The following is a 26,116-nucleotide window of genomic DNA, read 5'->3' on the forward strand; positions in this document are numbered from 1 at the left end:
GAAAAAAAGATCGTCTCGATGTCGAGGCGATCTTTTTTAAGCAATAGAGTGCGATTTTTTAATTTTTTTATACTGAATAAACATCGCCATTCTCCATGGCCAAATCATAGAGAATGCTAGTATCCAAAACATGCCTCCTAGCTCTCCCACATCAATCGAACTAGACATAACAGATTTTGCAACAATTCTAATAATTAATAAACCAGCCAAAATAAAGAAAAAAGCCTTGGAGCGCTTTAAGTAAATGTCATTGTTACGAACTTCGAATTTTGATGTCGCAATTAATACTGTTGAAAATATAATTCCCACAATAACTGCTTCCAATATTCTAATTGGTGCCACACGAAATGGCTCAAAAATAAACATTAATGCTCCTGTCGACATTGCAATCGGAGGGATTAGTATTTTTCTTGCACTTACCGGTTTTTTTTGAGAACGTACACGGACAAACATAACAAACATTCCCATAAATATTGCTAAAAATGTAGAACCAATAATTAAGTAATGAGAAGGAATCTTTGCGAGCATGGATTCTTCCCTCCTCTTTTATTCTCTCTTAAATAAATAACGTATTGATAATACCTCATTTATCATATAATTTCCACATAAAATTATCAATTACATCGCAATGGTATCATTAAAAACTCTTCTAACTCTCATTAAAAAACAATAAATCCTGCCGAAAAGATTCCCCTTATCGAACAGGATTTTTAGATTTTTTTAAGGTTCATAAGTTCCTAAAATATTATCGACAACTCTTTTTAATTGATTCGGTTCAAAAGGCTTTGTTATAAAATCTTTTGCTCCCTCTTCAATCGCTTCTACAATAATTCTTTGCTGACCTAGTGCTGTTACCATTATAATATTAGCATTTGGATATTGCGGAATGATTTCCTTCACCGCATCAATACCCGACATAACGGGCATTGTTATATCCATTGTAACAAGATCTGGTTGCAGTTCTTTATATAGCTCTACAGCTTCTCTACCATTTGAAGCCTCACCTACAACTTCAAAACCCCATTCTTTGAACATATTGCCAACCGTTACTCGCATAAAAAGTGTATCATCTACTACCAATACTGTAGGCATTATTCATTCCCCTTCATTAACTTCAAACTATTGATAAAATGTAAATAAAAATTTTTAGAAACCAGTAAAACCACCGAAAATAGGCAATAAAATACGAGTGATATATTCTAATCCATTAAAAAATAATAGAACACCCACTAGAATCATTATATATCCACCAATTTTAACAATTTTTTGACTATTCTTACGTATCCAGCCTAATTTCGAGATAAAGAAAGAAAGTACAAAAAATGGTATAGCAAAACCAAAATAATATGCAAGCATGTACCACATAGCCGATTCAGGGTTTGAACCAGCAAGGAAGATAATAGACGCTAATATCGGGCCTGTACAAGGTGTCCAGCCTGCAGCAAAAGCAAAACCAATCAATAAAGAACCAAAATATCCTGATGGACGATTTTTAAATTGGAATTTCCGATCTTTCATTAAAAAATCAATTTGAAGTAATCCTACAATCATTAAACCAAATACAACAATTAATATCGCACCAATTTGACGAATTAAATCTTGGTAATTTAAGAAAAATTCTCTTGCCAACGATGCACTGAAACCGATTGCAATGAAAATTATAGAAAAGCCAATTAGAAAAAATAGAGTATGTAATATTGCTCGTTTTTGCAGCATGCCCTTTTCATTTTTGAGCTCATCGTAGCTCATACCTGTAATGTATGATAAGAAGGCCGGATAGAGTGGTAAAGTACATGGTGAAATAAAGCTTAAAAATCCAGCACCGAATGCTAAAAAGACATTAATATCTGAATACATGATGTTGTTCGCTCCTTACAATTAATGTCTCCATCGTACCAAATATTTCGCAAAAAAGCGTTGACTTCATTGTGAAAATTTATTGACAGAATTTTAGATGTAAAGAAGTCAGATGTAAGACCAATCTGTTTTAGAATATCATAAATAATACATTCTATGTAATTAAAAGGATAATATTTCTCACTTCTTATTAGCCCTAAAAGAGTCTACCTATTAACTATATAATTCCTCTCTACCAAATCGTAAATTCCAAATTGGCTCAAAGCGATTAATAATTGCATTTTTAACTTTTTTTGTTTCATCCATATTTTTCATTGGGCAAATTTTAAAGTAAACTTTTCCTTTTGGAAGCGACTCTGTTATCTTCGCATTAACATGACAGTGAGTTGCTGTACCATCTTTATAGCAGCATTTAGGTGAAATATTTCCAATATGCTGATTAAAACGCAGCTTAAAAGAGTTTGCACAAACTCCTGCAAAAACAAGTTCTTCATCTACAGTAATCATATAGAGTCCCGATTTGTTTAGGAGCGACTCATTTCCTTTTACAACAAATTGTGAATAAACTAAATCCCCATAGTTATTCAAAAAAAGTTTATAAACAGGATCTTTATTTTTCTTTAATGTAAATAATACTTCCCCAGCTGGATAATCTAAAAACTGTTTATAGTTAGATTCAAAAATATCCTTTATATTCTTATATCTTGGCTGCAGTAGTAGTTCACGGATAGTTTTTTTGTCAAAATGTGAAAATATATCCTGAATTCCAGTTTTCAAAATATCTAAATCTACACGGTAAAAAGAAAACTCCCTGTCCCCTATCTTTACATACATTCATACTCCCCCTGTATTATTGTAAGTAAATGACTTCGAATAATTGATATTTAAATGTATATTCTACAAAACTATTTAGAATCCTCCATTTTTAGTAATATTGACTAAAGACAATTTTTAGATCTTTAAATTAACAGTATCCGATATATGATTACGTTTCCTAGATTCAATAATCGTAGAAGCTGTAAATAATAAAATTGCAAGCCAAATAATTCCGAAAGATAGAAATTGCGCTTTTGTAAACGGTTCTTTATAAAGTGCAACACCTAAAATTAAAACAATGGTAGGTGTAAAATATTGCATAAACCCGATTAAATACTGAGGAAGCAATTTTGCTCCTTTTGCAAATAATATAAGAGGGTATGCAGTTACAACTCCCCCAAGAATTAATAATATATCGGTTTGCCAATCTAAATGTAAAAATGTCATCTTGTTAGTTGACATAAGATAAATATAATAAACTAAAGCTAATGGCAATGTAAATAATGTTTCAATCGCTAGACCACGGGTTGCATCTATTGTAATTTTCTTTTTTAACACACCGTAAACAGCAAAGCTTAAAGCGATAAGTAATGCAAGCCAAGGAATATTGCCATAGCTAATCGTCAATACTAGCACACCCGCAAAGGCAATAAATACTGAAAATAATTGTACTTTTGATAATTTTTCATTAAAGAAAATCATCCCAAACAATACTGTAATTAGTGGATTAATATAATAACCTAAACTCGCATCTACAACATGATCATGTGATACAGCAAAAATGTACAAGTACCAGTTGCATGATATAACAAATGATGCAGCTAATAACGACCAAAATAACTTTTTATTTGACCACAATGTTTTTAAGTCTTCTATTATCAGCTTTCTTTGTCTAATTAGTAGAACAAAAAGAGTTGTAAAGATAAATGACCAAATAACTCGGCTTATTAATACTTCCATGCTGTCCACGTGCTCCAGCATCTTCCAATAAAGCGGGAACATTCCCCATATTCCATACGCTGCAAAGGCAAAAAGAAGCCCTTTTCGTTCACTATTCATTTGTTACACCTTCTTATAAAAGTTTGCTTAAAGCTACACCCATTATAGTACTGGAAAAATTTGAAGTAAATGCATTTTTCAAATACCTCTCTGAATATTAGAATTATTATAAGTTATTAAGAAACACGTAACCAATAAATGATTACGTGTAGATAAAATTATTCAACAATGCCATTTTGCAATAGATACATTTTATGATATAACCCTTTTTGAGCAAGCAGCTCTTGATGAGTACCACGCTCAACAATTTCTCCAAGATGCAGAACTAAAATTTGGTCAGCATCTTGTATAGTAGATAGGCGGTGTGCGATTGCAATAGTCGTCCGTCCCTTTCTCATCTTTTCTAATGATTGTTGAATTGCAACCTCTGTTTCAGTATCAATAGATGCAGTTGCTTCATCTAATACAAGCACTTTTGGATTTGTTGCAATTGTTCTTGCAAAGGCGATTAATTGTTTTTGCCCGCTTGAAAAAGTAGATCCTCGCTCTGTTACTTTCTGCTCATACTTATTTGGTAATTGTTCGATAAATTCATCTGCTTGGACAAATTGAGCGGCAGCTTGAATATCTTTATCGGTTAAATCCGTATTAAAAAGTGCAATATTTGTTTTGATCGTACCGTAAAAAAGAAACGGATCCTGCAACACTAAGCCTATTTTTTTTCGCAGTACATTTTTGCTATAAGATTTGATTGATTTACCATCAATTAAAATCTCGCCTTGCTCAAACTCGTAAAAACGCATAAGCAAGTTAATAATTGAACTTTTACCACTGCCTGTATGACCGACAAGCGCTACAGTTTCACCAGGATTCACTGTAAAGGAAATATTTTTTAAAACATCCGTTTTGCCGTCATAACTAAATGTCACATTTTTAAACTCAATTAATCCACTTTGTATATCGTCGGTTACATCCATTTGTTTCGGTTCTATCTCTGTTTCATCTAATAATTTGAAAACTCGGGAGGCTGCTACAACAGCCTGTTGATATAGTGCCAGACGCTCCATTACTTGATTAATAGGTTCAAAAAAGCGACTTATATACGTAATAAATACAAAAATAACACCTACCTCAATAGCTGTCTTAAAAGAGGTTATCCCGAAATAAAATAGTATAATGACAACCGCTGTAAAGTAGATTAAATCAATAACGGGTCTCAATAGAATACTATTTAACTTAGTATTATCCATCATTGATATAAAGTGCTCATTATTTATTTCATCAAACTCATCATTAAAGCGCTGTTCTTGGCGAAAAGTTTGTACAATACCCATGCCAGATAATGTTTCTGCTAATTTTGCATTCAATAGGCTTAGTTTTTCTCGCATAGTCATATAAACTACGGAACTATGCTTTCGGTAAAAATGAATAACTAGAAAGATAAGTGGCAGCAATACGAGAGCAAATATTGCAAGCATTGGGTTTAATAAAAACATTGCAACATAAACTCCTATAATGAGAAATGCCGCCTGCACAAAGGAACTTAATACAGAAATAAATAACTCTTTTATTGCTTCTGTATCGTTTGTAGCACGAGATACAATTGTTCCTGCTGGAGTATCATCAAAATAGCGCATCCCTAACTGATGAATCTTTTTAAACACATCAATTCGAAGCTGTTGAATAATTTTTAGTGCGATTTCTTGAAATTTCACCAATTGAAAGTAGGAAAAAATTACATTAAGTAATTGTATTATCAAATAAGATATTGCTAAAAAGAGAATTGACTTTAACTCAAAATGATTAATTGCTAAATGATCATCTAAAAACACTTTAATAATGTATGGTCCTAAAACGTCCCCGATAACTGTAAGGAAAAGTAAAAATAATGCAATTGATACTTCCTTTTTATAAGGTTTTATATAGATTAAAAGCCTTATTATAATTTTTCGTTGTTCTTTATTTGAAAAGGTAGGTTGTTTATTCATTTAGTTCCCCTCCCTTTTCAACTAAATTTTCAAGCTGTTGCAGCTGATACGTTTCATAATACCAGCCTTTTAGTTTCATTAGTTCTTCATGTGTACCTTTTTCGACAACTTCCCCTTCTTGCAGCACTATAATTAAGTTTGCATGCTCAATGGCACTTAGTCGATGTGAAGTTATGATAGTAGTAGCATTAGCTCTAGCTGTCTTTAAAGATTTTAAAATAGCTTCTTCTGTTTTTGCATCTACAGCGGATAATGAATCGTCTAATATAAGTAATTCTGGTTTCATCATTAAAGCTCGTGCAATAGATATTCGCTGCTTTTGTCCTCCAGATAAGGATACACCGCGTTCCCCCACTATTGTTTTATAGCCATTTGCAAATCTTAAAATATCCTCATGTATGTAAGCTAGTTTAGCAGCGTATTCTACATCTTCATAAGCAGCTGTAGGATTTGCAAAAGCGATATTCGTATAAACACTTGATGAAAATAAGAAATGATCTTGTGGCACATAACCAATCGCCTCTCGTAAACATAGCTTTTTATAATCATCGATTTTATGGTCACCAAATTTAATTTCGCCTACGTAACCTTCAAATTCTCGAAGTAATAATTTTAATATTGCTGTTTTGCCGGAACCTGTTTTCCCAGCAATACCCAACGTTTCACCGCGTTTAAGTTCAAAATGGACATTTTTCAATGCAGCTTTTGAACCATCAGGAAATTTAAACTCCTTAACGTGAAAGTAGATATCACCTTCTGGTAGAATATCCAATGCACTATCTTTGTCATCGATATCAACAGGAATAGATAATAATTGTTCAATTCGGTTATACGATGCAGAGCCGCGCTCCATAATGTTAAATAACATGCCAAATGCAAGCATCGGCCAAACGAGTAAGCCTAAGTACGTATTAAAGGCAACCAAGTCCCCAATTGTCATGGATTCTTCATAGATAAACTTTGCCCCGAAGCCAAGACTTAATAAGAAGCTGATCCCGATAATTAAACTAATAGTGGGATCAAATAATGAATCTATACGAGCAACTTTCATATTTTGATCTACGACATCGTTTGAAAGCTTGGTGAAATCTTCAATATCTTCTTCTTGTTGACCAAAAGTTTTAATTACTTTTATCCCTGATATACTCTCTTGTGTTTTATCATTTAAATTAGAAAATGAAGCTTGGGCTTGGTGAAATCTCTCATGCAATAGCTTTCCATAACAATTAGTAGTTACTGCCATGATCGGCATGGGGATTAGCGCGATTAACGTTAGTCTCCAATCTATTGTAAAAGCCATGGCTATAATAACGAACCCACCAGTAGTAATTGAATCAAATAATGTTAATACTCCAGAACCAGCTGTTTGCTGTACTGCAGAAACATCATTTGTAGCATGTGCCATTAAATCTCCAACACGGTGTTTCTGATAAAAAGATGGGCTCATTTTCGTAAAGTGACGAAAAAGTTTTTCACGGAGAGTTTTAGCAAGATAGTTAGATGATCCAAAAATCATTAAGCGCCAGTAGTAACGCAGAATATACATAACAATTGCAACCACTGCAATTACGACAATCCACTTGATTAATGATTGTAAAGTCAGCTCTTTAAATGCAATTTCATCAATCACATAGCCAATTATTTTTGGAGGAATTAGATTTAAAATTGCCACAAAGGCTAACATAACGAGTCCAATTATATATTCTTTTTTCCTCTCTTTAAAAAACCAATCGAGCTTCCAAAATAGTTTCATAACTTCACCAACTTTCTGTAATCATATAAGGCTTTCACTTTCTTAAATTTTCAGTCATTTAAGCAAGCTTACCCATTTTAGCAAAAATTGAGAAATATAGGAAGTGTAAATATAAGTAATTTAAAAACGGAAAAATCAGTTTGAAGACCATAGCATAGACTATGCAATTGGTAAATTTTAATGTATTCTTATAAATTTCATTAACTACTATAATAGTAAAGAATTAAAACAAAATACATAGAATGGAGTCAACAATGAAAAGCAGATTATTTTTTACAACATGTGCAGTAGCAGCAATCATTGCACCAATTCCAACTGTTGAAGCAGCAACAACAAATTTCACAGATATTCAATCCTATTCTTTAGAAACACAGCAGCATATTGCTAATCTAGTAGAAAAGCAAATTATTAATGGTGTTACACCTACAACTTTTGCTCCAAAAGAGGAAATTACTCGTGGACAAGTAGTAAAAATGCTTGGGCGTTTTTTAGTAAATAGCGGAATTGCAACTGTTCCTAATGATTGGGAAACAACTCAATACTTCATCGACATTTCTCCACAAGCTAAAGATCGTGAATTGTTAAAATATGCCGCGGTTGTGAAATCAACAGGTGTATTTAATGGTAAGCTTGATGGATCATTAGATAGTGCGGGTACAATTTCACGTGAAAACATGGCACTTGTTTTAGATCGTGCAACTCAAGCCATGCGTGGTAAATCTTTAGTAGATATCGCTATTTTTTCAGAAGATAATGTAGTTGATTTATTTGATGCGAAAGAAGAAGCTCAAGAAGCAATCCGTGCTCTTAATGCTTTAGGCATTTCAAATGTGACGGAATTTAATCCAAAAGGCAATGTACAACGTGTTCATTTTGCCACATTTTTATCAAAAGCTATGCAATATATGGCACCAGACTATACTGAGTCTACCATTACATTAAATGCAAGTGAATTAGGTTTTTCAAGCTTCTCTGAGGTAACAAACCTTAATGAAACATCATTAAATATTAATTTTTCAACAACCGAAATTACAATTTCAGGGGATTTTGCTCCTGATGATTTTGATACTTTCTTCGAATGGGTCGACCTTAAAGGCAAAGATCTATTTGGCAATGAACACTTCGTCTCCATTGATTTACAGTTGAATGAAAAATTACAGTTAGAAGTAGCAATTGAAAAAAATACGATTTCAGAGAATTTACCAGCACAAGCATTGCTAATGGATTCCTTTACAAAAGCAACGCTCAAATCAATAAGCGGAAGTCGTGAACCAGTCACTCAAGATTTTGTGAATCGTTCCGTATACTCCGTTAGCAAAAATACGAATACTAATGAAATTATGGAATTGACCCTAACTGGTGTTGTTCAAAATACAGGAAGTAAAACAGTAACTGATACAATTCAATACTATATAGATTTTGCTGGTAATATCGTATTAAATCAATCAGCACAAAACTTTACATTAGATTATCGTTACTATAATACGGTTAGCGGTGACATTTTCTTTAATGATGAAGTTATAAAGGATAGAACATTCTATTATTTACCAGTTCCATCTTACACTTACTGGGATTTTGCTACCTTCCAAAATGATGCAACAATTGATGAAATTTTAGCATTCTATCAAACAGATGGAACAAAGAAAAACTTTGATTTTACCAAAAGTAAGTATGTTTTAATTATCGATGAAAATAAAAATGTGTATGGTACTCTTGATTTATCGGAATACGATGGATTTTTTGAAAAATATACCTTTGAATTACAACCACCAATGGATTTAACAAATAGTGAAATTTATGGATTTGGTGATGTCATCTTAGAAAAACAAAGTAATGGCAAAATTTTAGCAACTGCAGTTGGCTTTGATGTAGTTAATTCGCTAATAGTTATTGTAGATGAAGATGGAAGCGAATATTACTATGAAATTCAACAAACATCTAATGGCTATAAATTAGTTGAAGTCGATGAGGAATTTTATTATTAATAAGTAATCAAATAAAGGTCTATCAAAAAGCGATTATACTTTTTGATAGACCTTTTTCACTTTGTTTATTAAACTTTTAAGGCTGATGGCAAATCATAGCGATACATCTTATGTGCATCCGTACTTCTTTCTAAAACCCTCATTACATCTATATTTGGTTTTGTATAAATGATTGGATAATCTTTTTCGCCAAGTTTTTCATTTGGTTTAAATGGTAAAATTTCCTCTTCTATTGAAAACTCCCCAATAACACCTTTCCGATTCCCTCGAGCATCCAGGCGAATCCAACGATTTAGAGATGGAATAAAAACCGCATTTAGAGCATGTAATGCATATCCGTTCTGATTATTTCCATGAATTAAGAGGCGTTGATAACAAAATCCGGTTGGTATCGTTTGTGATCTTAAGATTGCGGCAAGCAGGTTTGCTTTTGCAAAGCATACCCCTTCCCCATAAATCAAAACATCAGATGCTTTACAAGGAACATATTGACTTTCGATATCTAGCGATTGAGAGATCTCGTCTCTTACATACTCATAAGCTATTCTTACTTTTTCAACATCATCTTGTTCATCAGAAAATAACATTGTCGTTTTTTGTTTAATAGATTCATGTGAAAAGTCAACAACAGGTAGCTCATTTAGATAGTCCCCTAGTTCTATAGATTCTGCAATCAAATTCATATTACCAAACACCTCCAAACATATACATGTTAACTAAATTTGTATTTATTATACATCTAAGAAAAATATAATTACTAGTAGGTAATATTATATTTTGGAAATTTGATAGAAAGGTAATCGAAAAATGTTTAATTAAATCGAACAATGTCTTTCGACTAGTTCTAAAGATATAAACGTTGTGATAAAAATAAAAAAAGACTATCTTTAGTACTAGATAGTCCCTTCTTAATACGTTTATGTTGTCACTTTAAACACTGTTTTAATTTTTTGAATAATACCGCCTGTGCTATAGGTTAATACACTTCGCTTGTAAAATGAAAGGCTTATAACATAGGCAACGACCACAGTTATAAAAAGAATAGATAATGAAATGATTGGCTCAATTGTTGATATATCGGTTGCACCAATTCGCATAGGCATTACCATACCTGAAGTAAAAGGGATATAAGAAAACACTTTGATTAACATTGTGTCGGGATTCCCAATGCCAGATATCATGACGTAAAATCCAACTAACATGACTAAAATGGCCGGAGTCATTACTTGAGAAGCTTCTTCAACCTTTGAAACAAGTGAACCAAAGAGGGCACCCATAATTAAATATAAGAAAATTGTTAGGAGTAAAAATACAATTACATATAATACATAGGAATAGGATATTTCATTTACAAAAGATTTAACTATTTCCCATTTTGCCCCTCCGTCTGTAAATCGCAGGAATCCATATATTACTCCGAAAATAATAGCAAATTGTGTTAAAGCTATTAAAAAAACACCAATTAGTTTTGATTGAAAATGTATGCCAGGTTTAACACTTACAAGCAGCATTTCTAAAGCTCTTGAACCCTTTTCTGATGCAACATCTGTCGTTATCATAGATAAAAACGTCATTAGGAAAAAGTAAATAACGATTCCAACGAAATATGAAGCCCATAAACCTGATTGCTTTTCATCTTCACTTTTCCCATCCGCTAAATCCTCATTTAAATTCGTATTGATAATGATCGGTTCGGTATCCAGTAAATGTTCAGCCTCTTTTGCTGTAATTTCTAATTGCTGTATCCCATAAATTTTCGATGCGTAATCTATAAGTGATGAGATGGTAGATTGATCAGTTAATTTCAATGGTGTATAAGTAATAATATTTGCCTTCAAATTTTTATTTTCTTCAGAAATTTTTACAACGGCATCTAGCTCTTCCTGTTCCAGTTGCTTATAAATATTTTCTGACTCACTTGGATAAGTAAACGCTATATCGTTATTTGACGAAAAAATTGAATCTAATTCAATAGTTGTTTCATTTATAAGAGCTACTTGTAATGCCTCATCGTTAATAAAAATTGATTTTATTTCAGACCAATACATAACAACTGCAATTACTGCAATATATAGTAGAGTCATTAAAATAAAAGATTTTTGACGTAATTTTTGTTTATACAACGATTTGATTAAGATCCACAGTTTATTCATTGTCGCCACCAACTTTATGTTTAAAAATTTCATCAAGCGATAAGTAATCTAAACTAAACTTTTCGATATAGAGGCCATTCGAAACAGCTTCAAAAATTGATTGTGCAAAAGACTCATTTTCTAATTTCAGCACATATTCATCACGCTCTTCCTTAGCCTCTAATACACCTGTCATTTTCTCTAACTTCTCAATGGGGTAATCAGTTCGAATTGTTAATTTTGTTTTTCCATACTGTTTTTTCAGCTCCAACAAACTACCCGAAAATAGAGAAACACCTCGTTTTAATAAACATAAGTGGTCACATAATTCCTCTACATTATCCATTTGGTGACTTGAAAATAAAATAGTCGTTCCACGTTCTTTTAAGAGCAATATTGCATTTTTTAATAAATCACGATTTACTGGATCTAAACCACTAAATGGTTCATCTAATATTAAAAACTTTGGTTTATGAATAAAACTTGCAATTAACTGAACCTTTTGTTGATTTCCCTTTGATAATGTCTCTGCCTTATCGTATCTTTTTTCCTCAATATCGAATCTTTTTATCCAAAAATCAAGTTCACTTTTTAATTCCTTACGATCCATTCCTCTTAGTTCGCCAAAAAATACTAATTGTTCCTCCACCTTCATTTGAGGAAAAATACCTCGTTCCTCAGGTAAATATCCAAGCAAATCACGATTTATTTTTTTAATTGGTGCACCATCCCAAGTAATATTTCCTGAAGTTTGTTCTTGTAAATCAAGAATCATTCGAAAGGTAGTTGTTTTACCTGCACCATTTTGACCAATAAGGCCGAATATTTCACCTTTCCCAATTGAAAAATTCAAATCGTTAACAGCTGTAAAATCTTTATACTTTTTAACAACGTGTTCTAAGGTTAACGTCATTTCCTCTATCTCCCTTCTCACTAATGTAATCTATTTCCAAACATATATATGGAGAACAAGTATTTTGATATGTATATACTGTTATACGGGTAAATTTGCGATAAGTTTCAACATCCTTTATTTTCCTAAAAATAAAAACACCTGTAATTACCATTATGATTCGGTAATTACAGGTCTACTTCCTACTTTATAGTTCTTTGAACGATAAGTACGGAAAGGCCTAGCAAATCAGCAGTCGTAAGTGTTTTGTTATTTAATTTATTTAGCCATTCTTTACTAATCGCTTTTTGTGAAACACCTTTCTCTATTATTTCTTTTACTGAATTTTGATCTTTTAAAACTTTATTTAAAACATCGATTAAAGTTGGACTTGAAATTGCTGAATTAATCTTTCCGTTATTAGCAATAAGGCTCAATCCATTTTCACCTTCTTCTGGTCGTGATTGTCCATCAAGTACGTAGTTTATTAGTTGATTAGCGATTGCTTTACAAATTACTTCAAAATACCTTTGATATAAATTAACGTCTGTTACTGAATCCACAAAGCAAACTTCTATTAAAATTGCTGGTTTCAAAGTACGGTTTAAAAAAGCTAAATCGGTTCTTTTTTTAGCTCCCCGATTTCTTAAACCGCTAGCAGAAGAAATTGCCTTACTTATTTTTTCAGCAAGATTTTTATTACTATCGCTTAAATAAAGAACTTCTGTTCCTTTAGCAGAATTTAACCTCTCTCCAGAAGCATTAAAGTGAATACTCACATCCACTTTTCTAGTTGTGCCATTATGTCGAGATATTAAGTAGTTCAAATTTTGTGATTGTGTTCTAGAAGTATTATCTTCTATCTTCGTCACCCCAATTTTTTCACTCTTTAATATTTCCACTATTCGATTTGTTACTTTTCTCGCCTCTCGTACCTCATCTATAATATCTCGAGCACCTGTCCCTATTCCATAGTGTCCCGGGCTTATTGTTATTAAGCTCATTATCCAAACACCTCCATCCCATAAGACTTTTCATATCTATAATTGTTGGAGTGGAATTATAGTTTGCAATATCTTAAGGGTGACTATTTGTATAGTATGCCTAAAACTCTTTCAGAGACGGGCTAATTTATTAAACTATGATAAGTTGCAGTGTTTTCTTACTGTCTCCGATTAAGAAAAGATATGTTTACTTAAACTATATATTTTAAATAATAAAAAGGAGACGTAATTTAATTAAAAATATAATCTATTCCAACTATTAAATAAGTTGCTTTAAATAGTTCTTAATGAAAGCTATTGTATCTGCTATTTCTACTGTGAAAATTTCATTCTTTGTAAAAAAACTATGAACGAGTCCTGCCGCAGTATGTAGATCAACGTTAACACCCGAATCTTTCAATCGTTTAGCATATGCATTTCCTTCATCCCTTAAAACATCATTTTCTGCAACGATAATACATGCCGGTGGTAAGTTGCCTAAGTCAAAAGCTCTTAATGGTGCTGCATAAGGGTGTGTCTTTTCATTTTCATTGTTCAAATAGTATCTTCCAAACCACTCCATATCCTTCTTCTCTAAACCATAGCCAACTTTAAATTGCTCGTATGATTCAGACTCATATGATAAATCCGTCACTGGGTAGAGCAAAACTTGGGAATGAATACTAGGTCCTTGAAGCTCTTTATTGATTAATGTTACGACTGTTGCTAAATTCGCGCCTGCACTATCTCCCATTACGGATATTTTATTTACTAAACCATTAATCATTTGCGCATTCTTATAAGTCCAAAGAAAGGAATCATATGCATCATAAACTGGTATTGGAAATTTGTATTCAGGTGCTAAACGATAGTCGACTGAGACAATAATTGAATTTGTTTCAAATGAAAGTAACTGACAAGATTCATGGCAAGTCTCAATACTATTTAATACCCATCCGCCGCCATGATAATAAACAATAATTGGAAATGGGCCATTGCCAAGTGGAGTATATATACGAATTTTTATTGTTTCTCCATCTCGCATGGAAATAAATTTATCTTCAATACTTTTTAGTTGAACATTACGTTCTAACTGTTTTTTTGAATTAGTCTGTCGTAACCGACGCACTTCTGCGGGTGTCATTGTATGTAATGCAGGTTGTTTATTTACGATATCTAAATATTGCTTTGAAACATTTAATAAATTAGCCATGCTAGCCACAAATCCTTTCTACTTCTAATTCATATAATACCCACCTATTTAGTATGTTTTTATTATAAGTATAAAGATAGGTATTTATCAATAAGAAAGGACTTGTCCAAAGGGAAAAATTTCTAAACTGTCATTTATTATTTTTAATTATTTGTTTTTGTTGGGTAAAACTATAAGTAGGCGGTTGTAAAAATTAAAAAAAACATCCTGTACATAGTTTAATGAACTAAGAAATAATAGGCTTTAATTAATTTGTACTAATACTATTTCTTTTGAAAATACTAGGTGTACAACTAGTTCAAGTGTTTTTTAGTACATATGTTAATAATGCATTAAATAATACAAAGGAGGAGAAATCGTTCATGTTTAATAGACAAATGGGTCGCCGAAGAAAACCGATTTGCTGTCCACCTAATGTTCTTCCAACTCAAGTAGCACCAGCACGCGTTTCACCCACACAAGAAGTAGTAAGAACTAATATTATTAACACAGTTGTACCTCATATCCACCCTGTGCACGTGACAACAGTAAATAGACATATTGCACACAACCAACACTACTTCCCACGTACAAATTCAGTTGTAAACCAGTTTGCTGAAACTCAAATGAATTGTGGTACACCAGAAAATCCTAACCCAAATTGCTTCCCTATTCGTAGAAGATTTTATTAATTTTTTCTAATATAAAAGTAGATTACCTGTGCCTTTAAAGCGGTTAGGTAATCTACTTTTTGTTTATAATCTCTTTAATTTTTCATACTCAAGCTGTAATTTTTCAATTCTTTTTCTACCTTCCTCACGACTTCTAACAGTTTCAGCTTGAATTTGTTTTGTTTCTTCTATGCCAGCCATAATCGTTTGCCAAGTAGTTTCGATTGTTTCAATTTTTATACTTGGGTTTCCTGCAGAACGAGCAATGTTTACGCTATTCGAACGAATGTTTTCAGCATTTCGAATTAGCATTTCATTTGTGCGTTTATCAAGCTCCTCCATCGAATCTGCAACAAGCTTTTGGCGCTGAATTGTTACAGCATGGATAAGCCCTTGTTTAAAAATCGGTATTGTTGTAACAAATGCAGAATTAATTTTCCCAATCAAATGGTTATTCCCTTGCTGAATCATACGAATTTGTGGAGCAGTTTGAAATGAAACCTGTTGAGCCATTTCTAAATCGTAGCGACGCTGTTCCAATAACTCTATTGAGCGGCGTACTGTTTCAAGTTCCATTATTGCTTCCTGATCACCTTCATTAGCTTTATTTTCTAGTTGTATAATTTGTGGTTGAAGCTGTTCAAGTTTTACTTCAATTGCAGCAACATGCTCACTTAAACTTTGGAAATAGTTTAAATTTTGATCATACATTTGTTCAAGCTCGACCGTATTTTGTTTCATCTCTTGTTCGTATTTTTGTATCTCATTGTATATCTTATCAACTTCTTTATTCATTGTGTCATATTTAGATAAAATACGTTCAAGCTGCTCTTTACTTTTATTAAATAAGCGTTTTAAAAAACCTGCTTTTTTCTCTTCTTTAAAATCTTGTGGATCAAAACGATCCATTATTTTATTTAGATTATTAATTAGCGCACTTGATTTTTCCAATTTACTTGTTTTAATTGTTGCCAGCATTCGATCTGAAAAGCTAGAGATAGCTGTTGCTGTCTCGCTGCCAAATTCGAGAACAGCAATTTGGTCTTTTATATCGATTTTTTCAGCTAGTGCTTGTACTTGGGGTTCTTTTTTCAAAGCAAGCTGTCGTTTTTTTATTTGAGACATTTCTTCTTGTGATATAAGTTGTTGTGGTTTAGTTTTGTCAACAAGTTCATTGATATCTTCTCTATTTTTCATATCTAAGTCTTCGAATAATGAGTTTTTGAAGTCAGACATAAGTATCCCCCGCTCCTATTTCAATTATGGGTAAAACCTTTAATACATCTATTTGGGTTAAATTGCGTATTATAAGTATTTTACAAATATTCTTATATAAAACATACGAAATAGGCGATCGAAAAGTTTCATTCATTTAGAATAAGACAGTTTTAAAAAGATTAAAGTGCCTCACCTGAGCCGCCGTCAATATTGACAGCAGAGCCAGAAACATAGCTTGCTGCATCTGATGCTAAAAATGTGATGACATTCGCTGCTTCTTCTGTATCGCCTATACGACCTAGTGGAATCGTCTTACCTACTTCCTTAGAGTATTCTTCCCAACTTTTCTCAGGCATTGCATTTTGCCAGCGCTCTTCGATTTGTCTGCTACGAATAAGACCAATACAAACCGCGTTTACACGAATATTGTATTTACCTAAATCCTTACTCATAGCTTTCGTTAATGCTAGTCCAGCTGAACGACTTACTGTTGTTGGCAAACTTGATTCAGGTGGAGTTTTAGCTATTACTGCCGTTATATTTACGATAGAACCACCTTTTTGCTCTTTCATATAAGGCAATGCAAACTTTGAACAATGAATCGCCCCAAACAATTTTAAGTTTAAGTCAGAATGCCAAAGATCTGTATCAACTTCTTCAAACGAGTTTGCAGAAGAAGTACCTGCATTATTAATCAGTATGTTTAATTTTCCAAAGTGGGCAACCGTTTCTTCGATGATACGGTTACAGTCCTCTTCTTTTGAAACATTTGCGACAATCGTAAAAACCTCAGTTTTAACTTGTTGTTCAATAAGTTGTTTTGCTTCTTGTAGTGTAGTTTCATTCCGTGCAGCAATGGCGATTTTTGTCCCCTCTTTTGCGAGCTGTAACGCTGTATACAAACCAATCCCTTTACTTCCACCAGTTATAATCGCAACCTTATCTTTTAATCCTAATTCCATGTTTTTGTCTCCTTTTTATTAAGTTAAATAAATTATATAAGATAAAGTTTGAATTGTGTGAAATTTCAATCTTTACATTTTAACATTCGACAAAATCAAAAAACACTGTTGGAGTTTTTCCAACAGTGTTTTTAAAGATAAATCTAATTAATAATCTGACTTTTATTTACAGAAGTACGCACCAACAATGATTAAAAGAATGAATAATACAACAAGTAAAACAAATTCGTAGTTAAATTTTCCTGAGTATCCTCCTACTTGATAACATCCATTGTAATGCATGTATTTCCCCCTTTTTTTTACTAATACAATATATGTTAGGCGAATTGCCTTCATAGGGGACAAATGTACAATTTTTATGGTTTTAAATCTTAAATTTAAGCAAAATAAAAATGGATTCCCAAAAGAGAGAATCCATTTTTATTTAATTAATATCCAAAACCATTGTTGTTGAAAAATGCTGTACCAACGATGATTAATAGGATAAATAGAACAACAAGTAATGCGAAGCCATTACGATTGTTGTTGTAACCACCATTGTAATAATCGCCTGCTCCTCCAACATTTGAGTAACCCATTACATATTCCCCCCCTTTCCTCTAAGTTAGTCTATTTTATGTTGAATTTTGAACCATGTATTGGACAAGAATGTAGTTTTATTAAGAAAAATAGTGTGACAAGTTCTATTTATTCAGTTATTTTTTAGTTCCTTTATAATAAATGCGAAGCTTTTTTGTTGAAGGATGATATTCGTTTACTATGAAATTATTTTTATAAAAAAAGAACCTCGAAAGTAAAGGTGTTAATCGTTACTCTTTAATTTTAAATTCATATTTTGTTTCAAATTGATATTTTCCTTCTTGAAAGGTTTTTTCAACAAACGTAATTTCATTGTTCTTATTAATAAGTACGACTGTAGAACATCGGGTTCCATAGTTAGGCATTTTAATAAATATTGGCGATAATAATCTTTCTAGTTCAATACCAACTCCTGTGTCAGGCAAATCCTCATCATTGGCTACTGTTATATCATCAACAATTTTAAATAACTCCTCACACTCTATACGTCCTGGATTTGATTGAAGATATTCATATAACCTCTGTTTCCCTTTAACAACTTTTGGCCAAGATGTATTTAAAGAATAGTTACTTAAACTATGAGTTCCTGGTTGGATTTCATTAATTTCGTCTAATATATTGTTGTAATGCATTAGTTGATTTCCATCACCAACTAATACATTATAGCCCCCATATAGTTCTCTACTGTTTTTTAATTCATCTATAAATTCTTTATTTGAACGAGACTCTGATAAAAACATTCTAACGATTTCTCCGCGAGATTTAGTTCTTTCAGGCAGGCTGGGATCACGAAAGTTAGTTATCGCAGCGAATCTACCTTGTCTCGAAACACCGAGCCAAGTCCCCATTTGCAATAAATCACGTCCTGCTAAAATATTTGGTTCATCATCCCAAAACCCAGCCCTCTTTGTAGGTCGAGCATAGCTTTCATCCCGATTTGCAACTACAATTAATTTATACAATGGATGATCCTGAAAATGAAAATTAATAAGACACATATGTTCTATATCCCCTTATGGCTAAATTTCTCTTAATATAACACTTCTCTCCTCCTGTAAGGAAGAGTACTAAAAAATAAACCAATATTTTAAAGTTGACATACATGCTATTCTTTTCTCCCTTTTAATTTAAATCATCAAATTTTTATAGACTATCTTTTTTGATTTATTTTTTTGTTAAAAAATTCTTCATTTACGTACAAAGAAATTCAAAATATCAAATAATTCATCATTTTGTATAAATTTTAAACCGCTAGTGCGGAAAAGAGTATATAATCAAATATATAGATTATTTTCTTCAAGGAGTGTTCAATGTGAATATAACAAATAATCGTGCTTATAATTTCAATGCAGGTCCTTCTGCGTTGCCACTAGAAGTACTTGAAAAAGCACAAAAAGAATTAGTAAATTTCAACGACACTGGTATGTCAATTATGGAATTAAGCCACCGCAGCAAAGATTATGAGGCGGTTCATAACAATGCGATTTCTCGATTAAAATCATTATTTGCAATTCCAGATAATTATGAAATTGTCTTTTTACAAGGTGGAGCAAGCCTACAATTTACAATGGTGCCAATGAACTTTTTAACTGCCGATAAAACAGCTAGCTATGTATTAACCGGTTCATGGTCTGAAAAGGCGCTAAAAGAAGCGAAATTATTTGGACAAACTGGAGAAGCAGCTAGTTCTAAAAAGAATAAATATCGTAATATTCCATCAATAGAAGAGATTAAATTCAACTCTGATGATGCATATGTTCACATCACTTCTAACAACACTATTTACGGTACTCAATGGAAGGAATTTCCGAGCACTGGAGATGTACCATTAGTGGCGGATATGTCTAGCGATATATTTTCTAGACCAGTAGATGTAAGCAAATTCGGAATTATTTATGCTGGTGCACAAAAGAACTTAGGTCCCTCAGGTGTAACAGTTGTTATTATCCGTAAAGATTTACTTGAAAAAGCAAATACTAATATACCGACAATGCTGAAATATACGACTCATGTCGATTCAAATTCTTTATATAACACTCCTCCAACATTCGGTATTTACATGTTAGGCGAAGTTTTAAAATGGATTGAAGAAATAGGCGGACTAGAAGCGATTGAGAAGCATAACGAGGAAAAAGCAAAAGTAATATATGATGTAATTGATAATAGTAATGGTTTTTATACAGGTCATGCTACTGTAGAATCACGCTCATTAATGAATATTACTTTCCGAGTTGCAGATGAAGAATTAGAAAAACAATTCTTAGTTGAAGCAAAAGCTGCTGGATTTGTAGGGTTAAATGGTCACCGTTCTGTTGGTGGATGCCGTGCTTCTACATATAATGCAGTTCCATTCGAAGCATGCCAAGCACTTGCAAACTTCATGTTAGATTTCCAAAGAAAACATCAATAAGAAAAAAATCGACTCACGTTTGAGTCGATTCAGACTGTAGACAAGCTCGAAAATTTTGAGATTATCTACAGTCTTTTTTTACGATTGAATAACTTGTACAAAGCTTGAAGCTGCTATTGATTTTTCAAGAACTACTATACTTATCATTCTTGCATTTTTCTAAGTTTAATTAATTCAATCTCTTTTAAGCAGCGGAAACTGTCTTCTTTTTTATCTTTTTATTTTGAACATAATTCATTACAAAAACCGCAAGTACAATTACAGTACCAATAATATCTGTAATTGGCTCTGGTATTAGCATCAATAGTGCTCCAACTCCAAGCACTATTCGGATAATCATATTTAAATGTGTTGCGAAATATCCTTCAATTGCAGCTCCAATACCTATTACACCAACAATTGAAGTCAACGATACGATGATGATATCTGCTATGGATGCCATCGGGAAATCAACTGCGTTCATTGGAAGACCAGATGGATTAATCATTAGCATTGCAGGTTCATAAACAAATAAATAAGGAACTATGAAGCCTGCTAACGATAATCGAACAGAAATCATACCCGTTTTCATCGGATCTCCCCCTGCAAGTCCTGCGCCAGCAAATGAAGCAAGTGCTACCGGAGGCGTGATATTAGCGAAAATACCAAAGTAAAATACAAATAAATGAGCGACAAGAATTGGAACGCCAAATTCAGCTAGTGATGGCGCTGCCATTGTTGCTGTTATAATATAAGCTGGAATAGATGGAAGACCCATTCCTAAAATAATCGATGCAATCATCGTTAAGAACAAAGTTAAGAATAATGATCCTGCACCAAGATTTGTAATAGCAGCTGTAAGCGTTGAACCAAAGCTTGTTAAGTTTACTACACCAATAATAATCCCTACAACACCACAGGCAACAATTGTTGATAGAGATTGTTTTGTACCATCTTCCAAGGCAGATAAGATATCTTTAAATGACATTCTAGTATTCTTTTTTAACGCTGCAACTACAATAGTTAACACAATTGTATATAAGGCAGAATATGCAACAGGAACACCAGAACCAAGGAATATAACGAGACCAACTAAAGGTATTAGTAAGTGTCCTCCTTCTTTAAATACCTCTTTTACACGAGGCAGATCTGGTTTTGGAATACCTTTTAAGTTTGAGCGACCTGCGCGGAAATGTACTTGCATTAATACCCCTAAGAAAAATAGAACTGCTGGAAGTGCTGCAGCAAGAGCAATGGTACCATAAGAAATACCAGTAGTTTCAGCCATAATAAATGCACTAGCACCCATTACTGGCGGTAAGATTTGTCCACCTATGGAGGAACTTGCTTCAACGGCACCGGCAAAGTTCTTTTCATAACCTATTTTTTTCATTAATGGAATGGTAAATGCACCTGTTCCTACAACGTTTGCTACTGCGGAACCATTAATACTACCCATAAATGCACTTGAAATAACTGCTACTTTAGCCGGACCACCTTGTTGATGTCCCGCAAGCGCTAATGCTAAATCATTGAAAAATTGTCCCATTCCGGATTTCGCTAAAAATGCACCAAATAATATGAATAAGAAGATATATTGTACAGAAGCACCAATAGCTGTTGAGAACAAGCCTTCTGTTTTTAAATATAATTGACCGAAAATATCACCAAGATCGAAGGGGCGAGTCATTAGCATATTTGGAAGCCATGAAACATGGCTAAAAAAAGGATATGAAAGGAAAATAAGTGCTAGAATTGGCAATACCCAACCAGTTACACGTCTTGCGCTTTCAAATACCAAAATGACAGTTAAAATCGCCATAATAATATCGACTGTGTTTGGAATTCCCCCTCTTTCAGTCATAATTGCTTCATATTGGGCGAATAAATATACACATGATAAAATACTAAGTGCAAATAGAATCCAATCATAAAATGGAACTTTTGTTCGATCTTGTTTTTTATATGTTGGATAAATTAAAAAACAAATAGCTAATGCAATGAGTAAATGTACTGTCCTTTGTAATAATGTTGGAAGAGGATTGTATGTTGTATATACATGGAATAAGGAAAATAATATTCCTAATGCAGCAATAAAAATAACAATTGTTTTATTATTAAATTTTCGAACATTAGAATCTGTATCATATTTTTCTAATACTTTTTTAACATTTTCTTCCGAAATTTCATCAACGAAAACTTTCTTTGATTCTATATCTTTTACAACGCTCATAACTTCCCTCCCAATAATAATTCCCATAGATAAATTCGTCTGATTGTGATATGTACAACGTCATAATCATTTGCATAATTATAAATGGGAATTTCACGATCCTCACTAATAATCGTTGTTTCAACATTTTCTGAAACAGTTAAATATAGTTCTGGATAGCGTATGTCCATTTTCATTTTGACAAATCCATCTGTTAGTTCTGTATCTTTAGCTATACTCGGTACACCTGCACCAAATGTTTTAAAGTGGGTTTCCAATAAAAGTATTTCATTCCCTTGTTGTTCATATGTTTCGATCCATTCTTCTTTCTCAACAGAGTGAATCCATTTTAATTGAAACGAATCTTCTAATAAAAAATATGTTCGGTCCTCAAATTCGAACACAAATACAGGAATCTTTATAAAAAAAATGGCAAGGAGTATAAGGACCCCTATACCCCATAACCATCTTTTCTTATTACTTTTGTTCGTCATAGTAACGTTGTGCTCCTGGATGTAAAGGAGCGATTAAACCTTCTTGAGCTTTCTCTAATGTAATTTCTTTTGCAGCTTGGTGAGAGTTTGCTAACTTATCTAAGTTTTCAAAGAATGCTTTCGTTAATTTGTAAACATCGTCTTCGCTTAAATCATTTCTAACAACTAATGCATTTGGAACAGCAGCTGTTTTAATCGGTTCTTCATTTCCGTATGTTCCAGCTGGAATTTCATAAGAGATAAAGTATGGATGTTCTTTTGCAATTTCTTCAACATTTTCAGATTCAATTGACACTAATGTAATTCCAGTTGTTTCAGATAGTTCTAATACAGAAGCGTTTGGTAGACCACTTGTTAAGAATGCCGCGTCAATTGTACCAGCATTTAATCCATCTGCCGCTTCAGCATAACCTAAGTAATCTACTTGAATATCATCATAAGTAATACCATGTCCATTCAATAAAGCGCGGGCGTTTAATTCAACACCTGAGTTTTGGTCACCTACCGCAACACGTTTCCCAACTAAATCTTCTATTGTTTCAATACCAGAATCTTTTTTGGCAATAATTTGAACTACGTTTGGATATAAATTCGCAATCTGCGAAACATTTTCAATTGGCTCTTTAAAACTTTCTTCAGCATTAATTGCTTGTGATAAAGCATCACTCATTACAAATGCCATTTCAATTTTTTCTTGAGACATCAAATTTAAATTTTCTACAGATGCCCCAGTAGTTTGAGTTCTTGAGTTAATACCGAATTCAGTTGAGTAAATTTCCCCCATAGTTGTACCCAGAATATTGTAGGGTCCAGACGCCCCACCAGTAGCAATTGTCACAATATTTGTTTCTAACCCATCCCCTGAACTTTCATTTGAAGTGCTTGGCTCATTTGTAGTGCCAAAATCACCACCACATCCTACTAAAAATACTGATAATGCTATTGATGAAAATAATGCAGATTTTTTCATATATTAGCCCCCCTCGTTTGAATGAAAACGGATACAAAATATGATAAAATAATACCCATTCATCAAAAATTTTACAGTAATGTTAACAAATTGTGAAATTTTTGAGTAACTAAAATATAAGATATATGAAACTGAAAATCAATATTATATTTTAAAAATTAAAACAATTTGAATAATATAAAAGAAATATAATGATAGTATAACACTATTTTTGATAATTATTTTTGAGTTTTAGTTGATTTATATTATTTTTTTAAGTCTAGTAGATTAATGATTTCCCTCGTTTTACTCCAATTTTATAAGAATCACATATACTACATTAGTTTACATAATAATATTATTAAAAATCTGCATTAAAAAAAGAAGGGGAACCAAGACACTCCCCTTCTCTCTATTATATTTATTAAATACTTCTGCTTAATTTAATTAATAAGCTCTTCCAAACCATACTGTGTGTCTTGCTTCTTTTCCACAATTGATGCAAGTATGTTTTTCAGTTGGTGGGTTGAATGGAATGTTACGTGTTGTGAATTTAGTTTCTTCTTTAACATGTTCTTCACATGCATCATCACCGCACCATCCAGCTAAAACCCAACCTGGAATTGTTCCGTTTTTCTCAGAATCAGTTAAATGTTGTTGTAATTGTTCTAAAGAATCAATATGAGTATGTGAGTTAGCGTCACGGAATGCTTTAGCTTTATCATATAAACGTGTTTGCATAACTTCAAGCTCTTTTTCGATTGCTTCAACCACAGAAGCTAACTGAACAGTTTGCTTTTCAGCTTCATCACGAGCTTTTAATAATACTTGATTGTTTTCTAAATCACGTGGCCCAAGCTCGATGCGTACCGGTACACCTTTTAATTCCCACTCGTTAAATTTGAAACCTGGCGATTGGTCTGAATCATCAAGACGAACTCGGATACCTTTCGCTTTTAATGCTGCAAAAATTTCGTCTAATTTCTCAATAATTGCAGGGTTCTTTTTCCATGGCCCAACAGGTATTAAAACAACTTGTGTTGGAGCAATTTTTGGTGGAAGAACTAGACCTTGTTCATCACCATGAACCATAATAACTGAACCGATTAAACGTGTTGAAGTTCCCCACGAAGTTGTATGAACATGAACATGTTTATTTTCTTTGTTTAAATATTTAATATCAAAGGCTTCAGCAAACTTTGTACCTAAATAGTGAGATGTACCTGCTTGAACCGCTTTCCCGTCTTTCATCATTGCTTCTATTGAATATGTGTCAACTGCCCCTGCAAAACGTTCAGATGGTGTTTTTTGACCATCATATACAGGAATCGCTAGGAAACCTTCTACTACTTCTTTATAGATGTTTAACATCTGCATTGTTTCTTTACGAGCGTCTTCTTCATCCACGTGAGCAGTATGTCCTTCTTGCCATAAGAACTCAGAAGTTCGGATAAATGGAAGAGTTTTCTTTTCCCAGCGGAAAACGTTTGCCCATTGGTTAATTAACAGTGGAAGATCGCGATAGCTTTTAATCCAATCTGAGTATAGGTGCCCGATCATTGTTTCCGAAGTTGGACGAAGAGCAAGACGTTCCTCTAATTGCTCTCCTGCTGCTTCTGTTACCCAAGGAAGTTCTGGTGAAAATCCTTCGATATGATCTTTTTCTTTCTGGAAGAAAGATTCAGGTATTAACATTGGGAAATATGCATTACGGTGACCAGTTTCTTTAAAACGGCGATCCATCTCCCCTTGGATATGTTCCCATAATTCGTAGCCATCTGGTTTGAAGGCAATACAACCGCGAACTGGTGTGTAATCCATTAAATCTGCTTTTTGAATTGTATCAATGTACCATTTTGAAAAATCATTTGTTTGTTGAGACATATTTATTCCTCCTAAAAACTTTTTACAATTTAGACCTTTCATTACCCTATTTAAAGCATAAAGATAGTCGTTTCATAAAATTGGTAGTTAGTCTTATTTTCACCATATTCACTGCTATTAAACGTAAGCAAATAAAAAGCACAAAGCGTCCTCAAGCAAAG

At 33.0% G+C, this 26,116-nt stretch carries 24 protein-coding genes and 1 other annotated feature (1 of these 25 cut by a window edge); of the genes, 3 read left to right on the plus strand and 21 right to left on the minus strand.

All coding sequences use genetic code 11. The annotated features are described in order from the left end of the window. Nucleotides 1–36 precede the first annotated feature (36 nt). The 7 genes from EKG35_RS01350 to EKG35_RS01380 all read right to left on the minus strand — a co-directional run bounded on the left by EKG35_RS01350 (nucleotide 37) and on the right by EKG35_RS01380 (nucleotide 7,413). A complete protein-coding gene (locus tag EKG35_RS01350; protein ID WP_126292515.1) occupies nucleotides 37–528 on the minus strand; it encodes a CcdC family protein in 492 nt (163 codons plus the stop codon). A 192-nt stretch (nucleotides 529–720) separates the two neighbouring features. Next, the gene (locus tag EKG35_RS01355) at nucleotides 721–1,092 is read right to left on the minus strand and encodes a response regulator (RefSeq protein WP_126292516.1); all 372 of its coding nucleotides are present in this window, start codon (nucleotides 1,090–1,092) and stop codon (nucleotides 721–723) included. A gap of 54 nt (nucleotides 1,093–1,146) precedes the next feature. Next, nucleotides 1,147–1,857: a cytochrome c biogenesis CcdA family protein gene (locus EKG35_RS01360; protein WP_126292517.1), complete on the minus strand. Its 711-nt coding sequence runs from the start codon at nucleotides 1,855–1,857 to the stop codon at nucleotides 1,147–1,149. Between the two features lie 213 nt (nucleotides 1,858–2,070). Next, entirely contained in the window at nucleotides 2,071–2,691 is a 621-nt protein-coding gene (locus EKG35_RS01365) for a GIY-YIG nuclease family protein (protein WP_126292518.1), read from the minus strand. Nucleotides 2,692–2,808: 117 nt separating this feature from the next. Next, nucleotides 2,809–3,732: an EamA family transporter RarD gene (rarD, locus tag EKG35_RS01370; RefSeq protein ID WP_126292519.1), complete on the minus strand. Its 924-nt coding sequence runs from the start codon at nucleotides 3,730–3,732 to the stop codon at nucleotides 2,809–2,811. Nucleotides 3,733–3,890: 158 nt separating this feature from the next. Further along, on the minus strand, nucleotides 3,891–5,660 hold the full coding sequence (locus EKG35_RS01375) for an ABC transporter ATP-binding protein (protein ID WP_126292520.1): 1,770 nt from the start codon (nucleotides 5,658–5,660) through the stop codon (nucleotides 3,891–3,893). Beyond that, on the minus strand, nucleotides 5,653–7,413 hold the full coding sequence (locus EKG35_RS01380; protein ID WP_126292521.1) for an ABC transporter transmembrane domain-containing protein: 1,761 nt from the start codon (nucleotides 7,411–7,413) through the stop codon (nucleotides 5,653–5,655). Before EKG35_RS01380 ends, EKG35_RS01375 begins: the two co-directional genes overlap by 8 nt. 254 nt (nucleotides 7,414–7,667) lie before the next feature. Here EKG35_RS01380 and EKG35_RS01385 point away from each other — a divergent pair, with 254 nt between their 5' ends. Next, nucleotides 7,668–9,398: an S-layer homology domain-containing protein gene (locus EKG35_RS01385; protein WP_185807605.1), complete on the plus strand. Its 1,731-nt coding sequence runs from the start codon at nucleotides 7,668–7,670 to the stop codon at nucleotides 9,396–9,398. 68 nt (nucleotides 9,399–9,466) lie between these two features. Here EKG35_RS01385 and EKG35_RS01390 read toward each other — a convergent pair whose 3' ends face one another. From EKG35_RS01390 to EKG35_RS01410, 5 genes are all read right to left on the minus strand, one after another. After that, nucleotides 9,467–10,081: a transglutaminase-like domain-containing protein gene (locus tag EKG35_RS01390; protein ID WP_126292523.1), complete on the minus strand. Its 615-nt coding sequence runs from the start codon at nucleotides 10,079–10,081 to the stop codon at nucleotides 9,467–9,469. Nucleotides 10,082–10,315: 234 nt separating this feature from the next. Then, nucleotides 10,316–11,551 (minus strand): ABC transporter permease, encoded by a 1,236-nt coding sequence (locus EKG35_RS01395; protein WP_126292524.1) that lies wholly within the window; start codon nucleotides 11,549–11,551, stop codon nucleotides 10,316–10,318. Continuing rightward, the gene (locus EKG35_RS01400; RefSeq protein ID WP_126292525.1) at nucleotides 11,544–12,443 is read right to left on the minus strand and encodes an ABC transporter ATP-binding protein; all 900 of its coding nucleotides are present in this window, start codon (nucleotides 12,441–12,443) and stop codon (nucleotides 11,544–11,546) included. The genes EKG35_RS01395 and EKG35_RS01400 overlap by 8 nt, the downstream gene beginning before the upstream one ends. A gap of 182 nt (nucleotides 12,444–12,625) precedes the next feature. Beyond that, nucleotides 12,626–13,426, minus strand: a complete 801-nt coding sequence (locus EKG35_RS01405; protein ID WP_126292526.1) for an N-acetylmuramoyl-L-alanine amidase — start codon at nucleotides 13,424–13,426, stop codon at nucleotides 12,626–12,628. 259 nt (nucleotides 13,427–13,685) lie between these two features. Beyond that, nucleotides 13,686–14,618 (minus strand): alpha/beta hydrolase, encoded by a 933-nt coding sequence (locus EKG35_RS01410; protein WP_126292527.1) that lies wholly within the window; start codon nucleotides 14,616–14,618, stop codon nucleotides 13,686–13,688. A gap of 362 nt (nucleotides 14,619–14,980) precedes the next feature. Between EKG35_RS01410 and EKG35_RS01415 the strand changes: the two genes are divergently transcribed. Beyond that, a complete protein-coding gene (locus EKG35_RS01415) occupies nucleotides 14,981–15,289 on the plus strand; it encodes a CotD family spore coat protein (protein WP_126292528.1) in 309 nt (102 codons plus the stop codon). A 63-nt stretch (nucleotides 15,290–15,352) separates the two neighbouring features. On the opposite strand, the gene EKG35_RS01420 is transcribed toward EKG35_RS01415, so the two are convergent. The 5 genes from EKG35_RS01420 to EKG35_RS01440 all read right to left on the minus strand — a co-directional run bounded on the left by EKG35_RS01420 (nucleotide 15,353) and on the right by EKG35_RS01440 (nucleotide 19,025). Further along, nucleotides 15,353–16,465, minus strand: coding sequence for a toxic anion resistance protein (locus tag EKG35_RS01420; RefSeq protein WP_246020129.1), 1,113 nt, complete (start codon nucleotides 16,463–16,465; stop codon nucleotides 15,353–15,355). A 200-nt stretch (nucleotides 16,466–16,665) separates the two neighbouring features. After that, nucleotides 16,666–17,448, minus strand: a complete 783-nt coding sequence (locus EKG35_RS01425; protein ID WP_126292530.1) for an SDR family NAD(P)-dependent oxidoreductase — start codon at nucleotides 17,446–17,448, stop codon at nucleotides 16,666–16,668. 162 nt (nucleotides 17,449–17,610) lie between these two features. Beyond that, the gene (locus EKG35_RS01430; RefSeq protein WP_126292531.1) at nucleotides 17,611–17,730 is read right to left on the minus strand and encodes a YjcZ family sporulation protein; all 120 of its coding nucleotides are present in this window, start codon (nucleotides 17,728–17,730) and stop codon (nucleotides 17,611–17,613) included. A 146-nt stretch (nucleotides 17,731–17,876) separates the two neighbouring features. Beyond that, nucleotides 17,877–18,026: a YjcZ family sporulation protein gene (locus tag EKG35_RS01435; protein ID WP_126292532.1), complete on the minus strand. Its 150-nt coding sequence runs from the start codon at nucleotides 18,024–18,026 to the stop codon at nucleotides 17,877–17,879. A 231-nt stretch (nucleotides 18,027–18,257) separates the two neighbouring features. Continuing rightward, nucleotides 18,258–19,025, minus strand: a complete 768-nt coding sequence (locus tag EKG35_RS01440) for an NRDE family protein (RefSeq protein WP_126292533.1) — start codon at nucleotides 19,023–19,025, stop codon at nucleotides 18,258–18,260. A gap of 314 nt (nucleotides 19,026–19,339) precedes the next feature. On the opposite strand from EKG35_RS01440, the gene serC reads away from it, so the two are divergent. Then, the gene (serC, locus tag EKG35_RS01445; RefSeq protein WP_126292534.1) at nucleotides 19,340–20,437 is read left to right on the plus strand and encodes a 3-phosphoserine/phosphohydroxythreonine transaminase; all 1,098 of its coding nucleotides are present in this window, start codon (nucleotides 19,340–19,342) and stop codon (nucleotides 20,435–20,437) included. A gap of 184 nt (nucleotides 20,438–20,621) precedes the next feature. Here the strand turns inward: serC and EKG35_RS01450 are convergent, their stop codons facing one another. From EKG35_RS01450 to proS, 4 genes are all read right to left on the minus strand, one after another. Continuing rightward, on the minus strand, nucleotides 20,622–22,649 hold the full coding sequence (locus EKG35_RS01450) for a TRAP transporter permease (RefSeq protein WP_126292535.1): 2,028 nt from the start codon (nucleotides 22,647–22,649) through the stop codon (nucleotides 20,622–20,624). Beyond that, nucleotides 22,646–23,122, minus strand: a complete 477-nt coding sequence (locus tag EKG35_RS01455) for a DUF1850 domain-containing protein (RefSeq protein WP_126292536.1) — start codon at nucleotides 23,120–23,122, stop codon at nucleotides 22,646–22,648. The genes EKG35_RS01450 and EKG35_RS01455 overlap by 4 nt, the downstream gene beginning before the upstream one ends. Then, a complete protein-coding gene (locus EKG35_RS01460) occupies nucleotides 23,106–24,092 on the minus strand; it encodes a TAXI family TRAP transporter solute-binding subunit (RefSeq protein ID WP_126292537.1) in 987 nt (328 codons plus the stop codon). Before EKG35_RS01460 ends, EKG35_RS01455 begins: the two co-directional genes overlap by 17 nt. A gap of 426 nt (nucleotides 24,093–24,518) precedes the next feature. Further along, nucleotides 24,519–25,955 (minus strand): proline--tRNA ligase, encoded by a 1,437-nt coding sequence (gene proS / locus EKG35_RS01465; RefSeq protein WP_126292538.1) that lies wholly within the window; start codon nucleotides 25,953–25,955, stop codon nucleotides 24,519–24,521. A 155-nt stretch (nucleotides 25,956–26,110) separates the two neighbouring features. Next, nucleotides 26,111–26,116: a binding site (T-box leader), on the minus strand (it continues 229 nt past the right edge of the window).

The sequence above is a fragment of the Lysinibacillus telephonicus genome, assembly GCF_003966145.1.
Taxonomy (GTDB): domain Bacteria; phylum Bacillota; class Bacilli; order Bacillales_A; family Planococcaceae; genus Ureibacillus; species Ureibacillus telephonicus.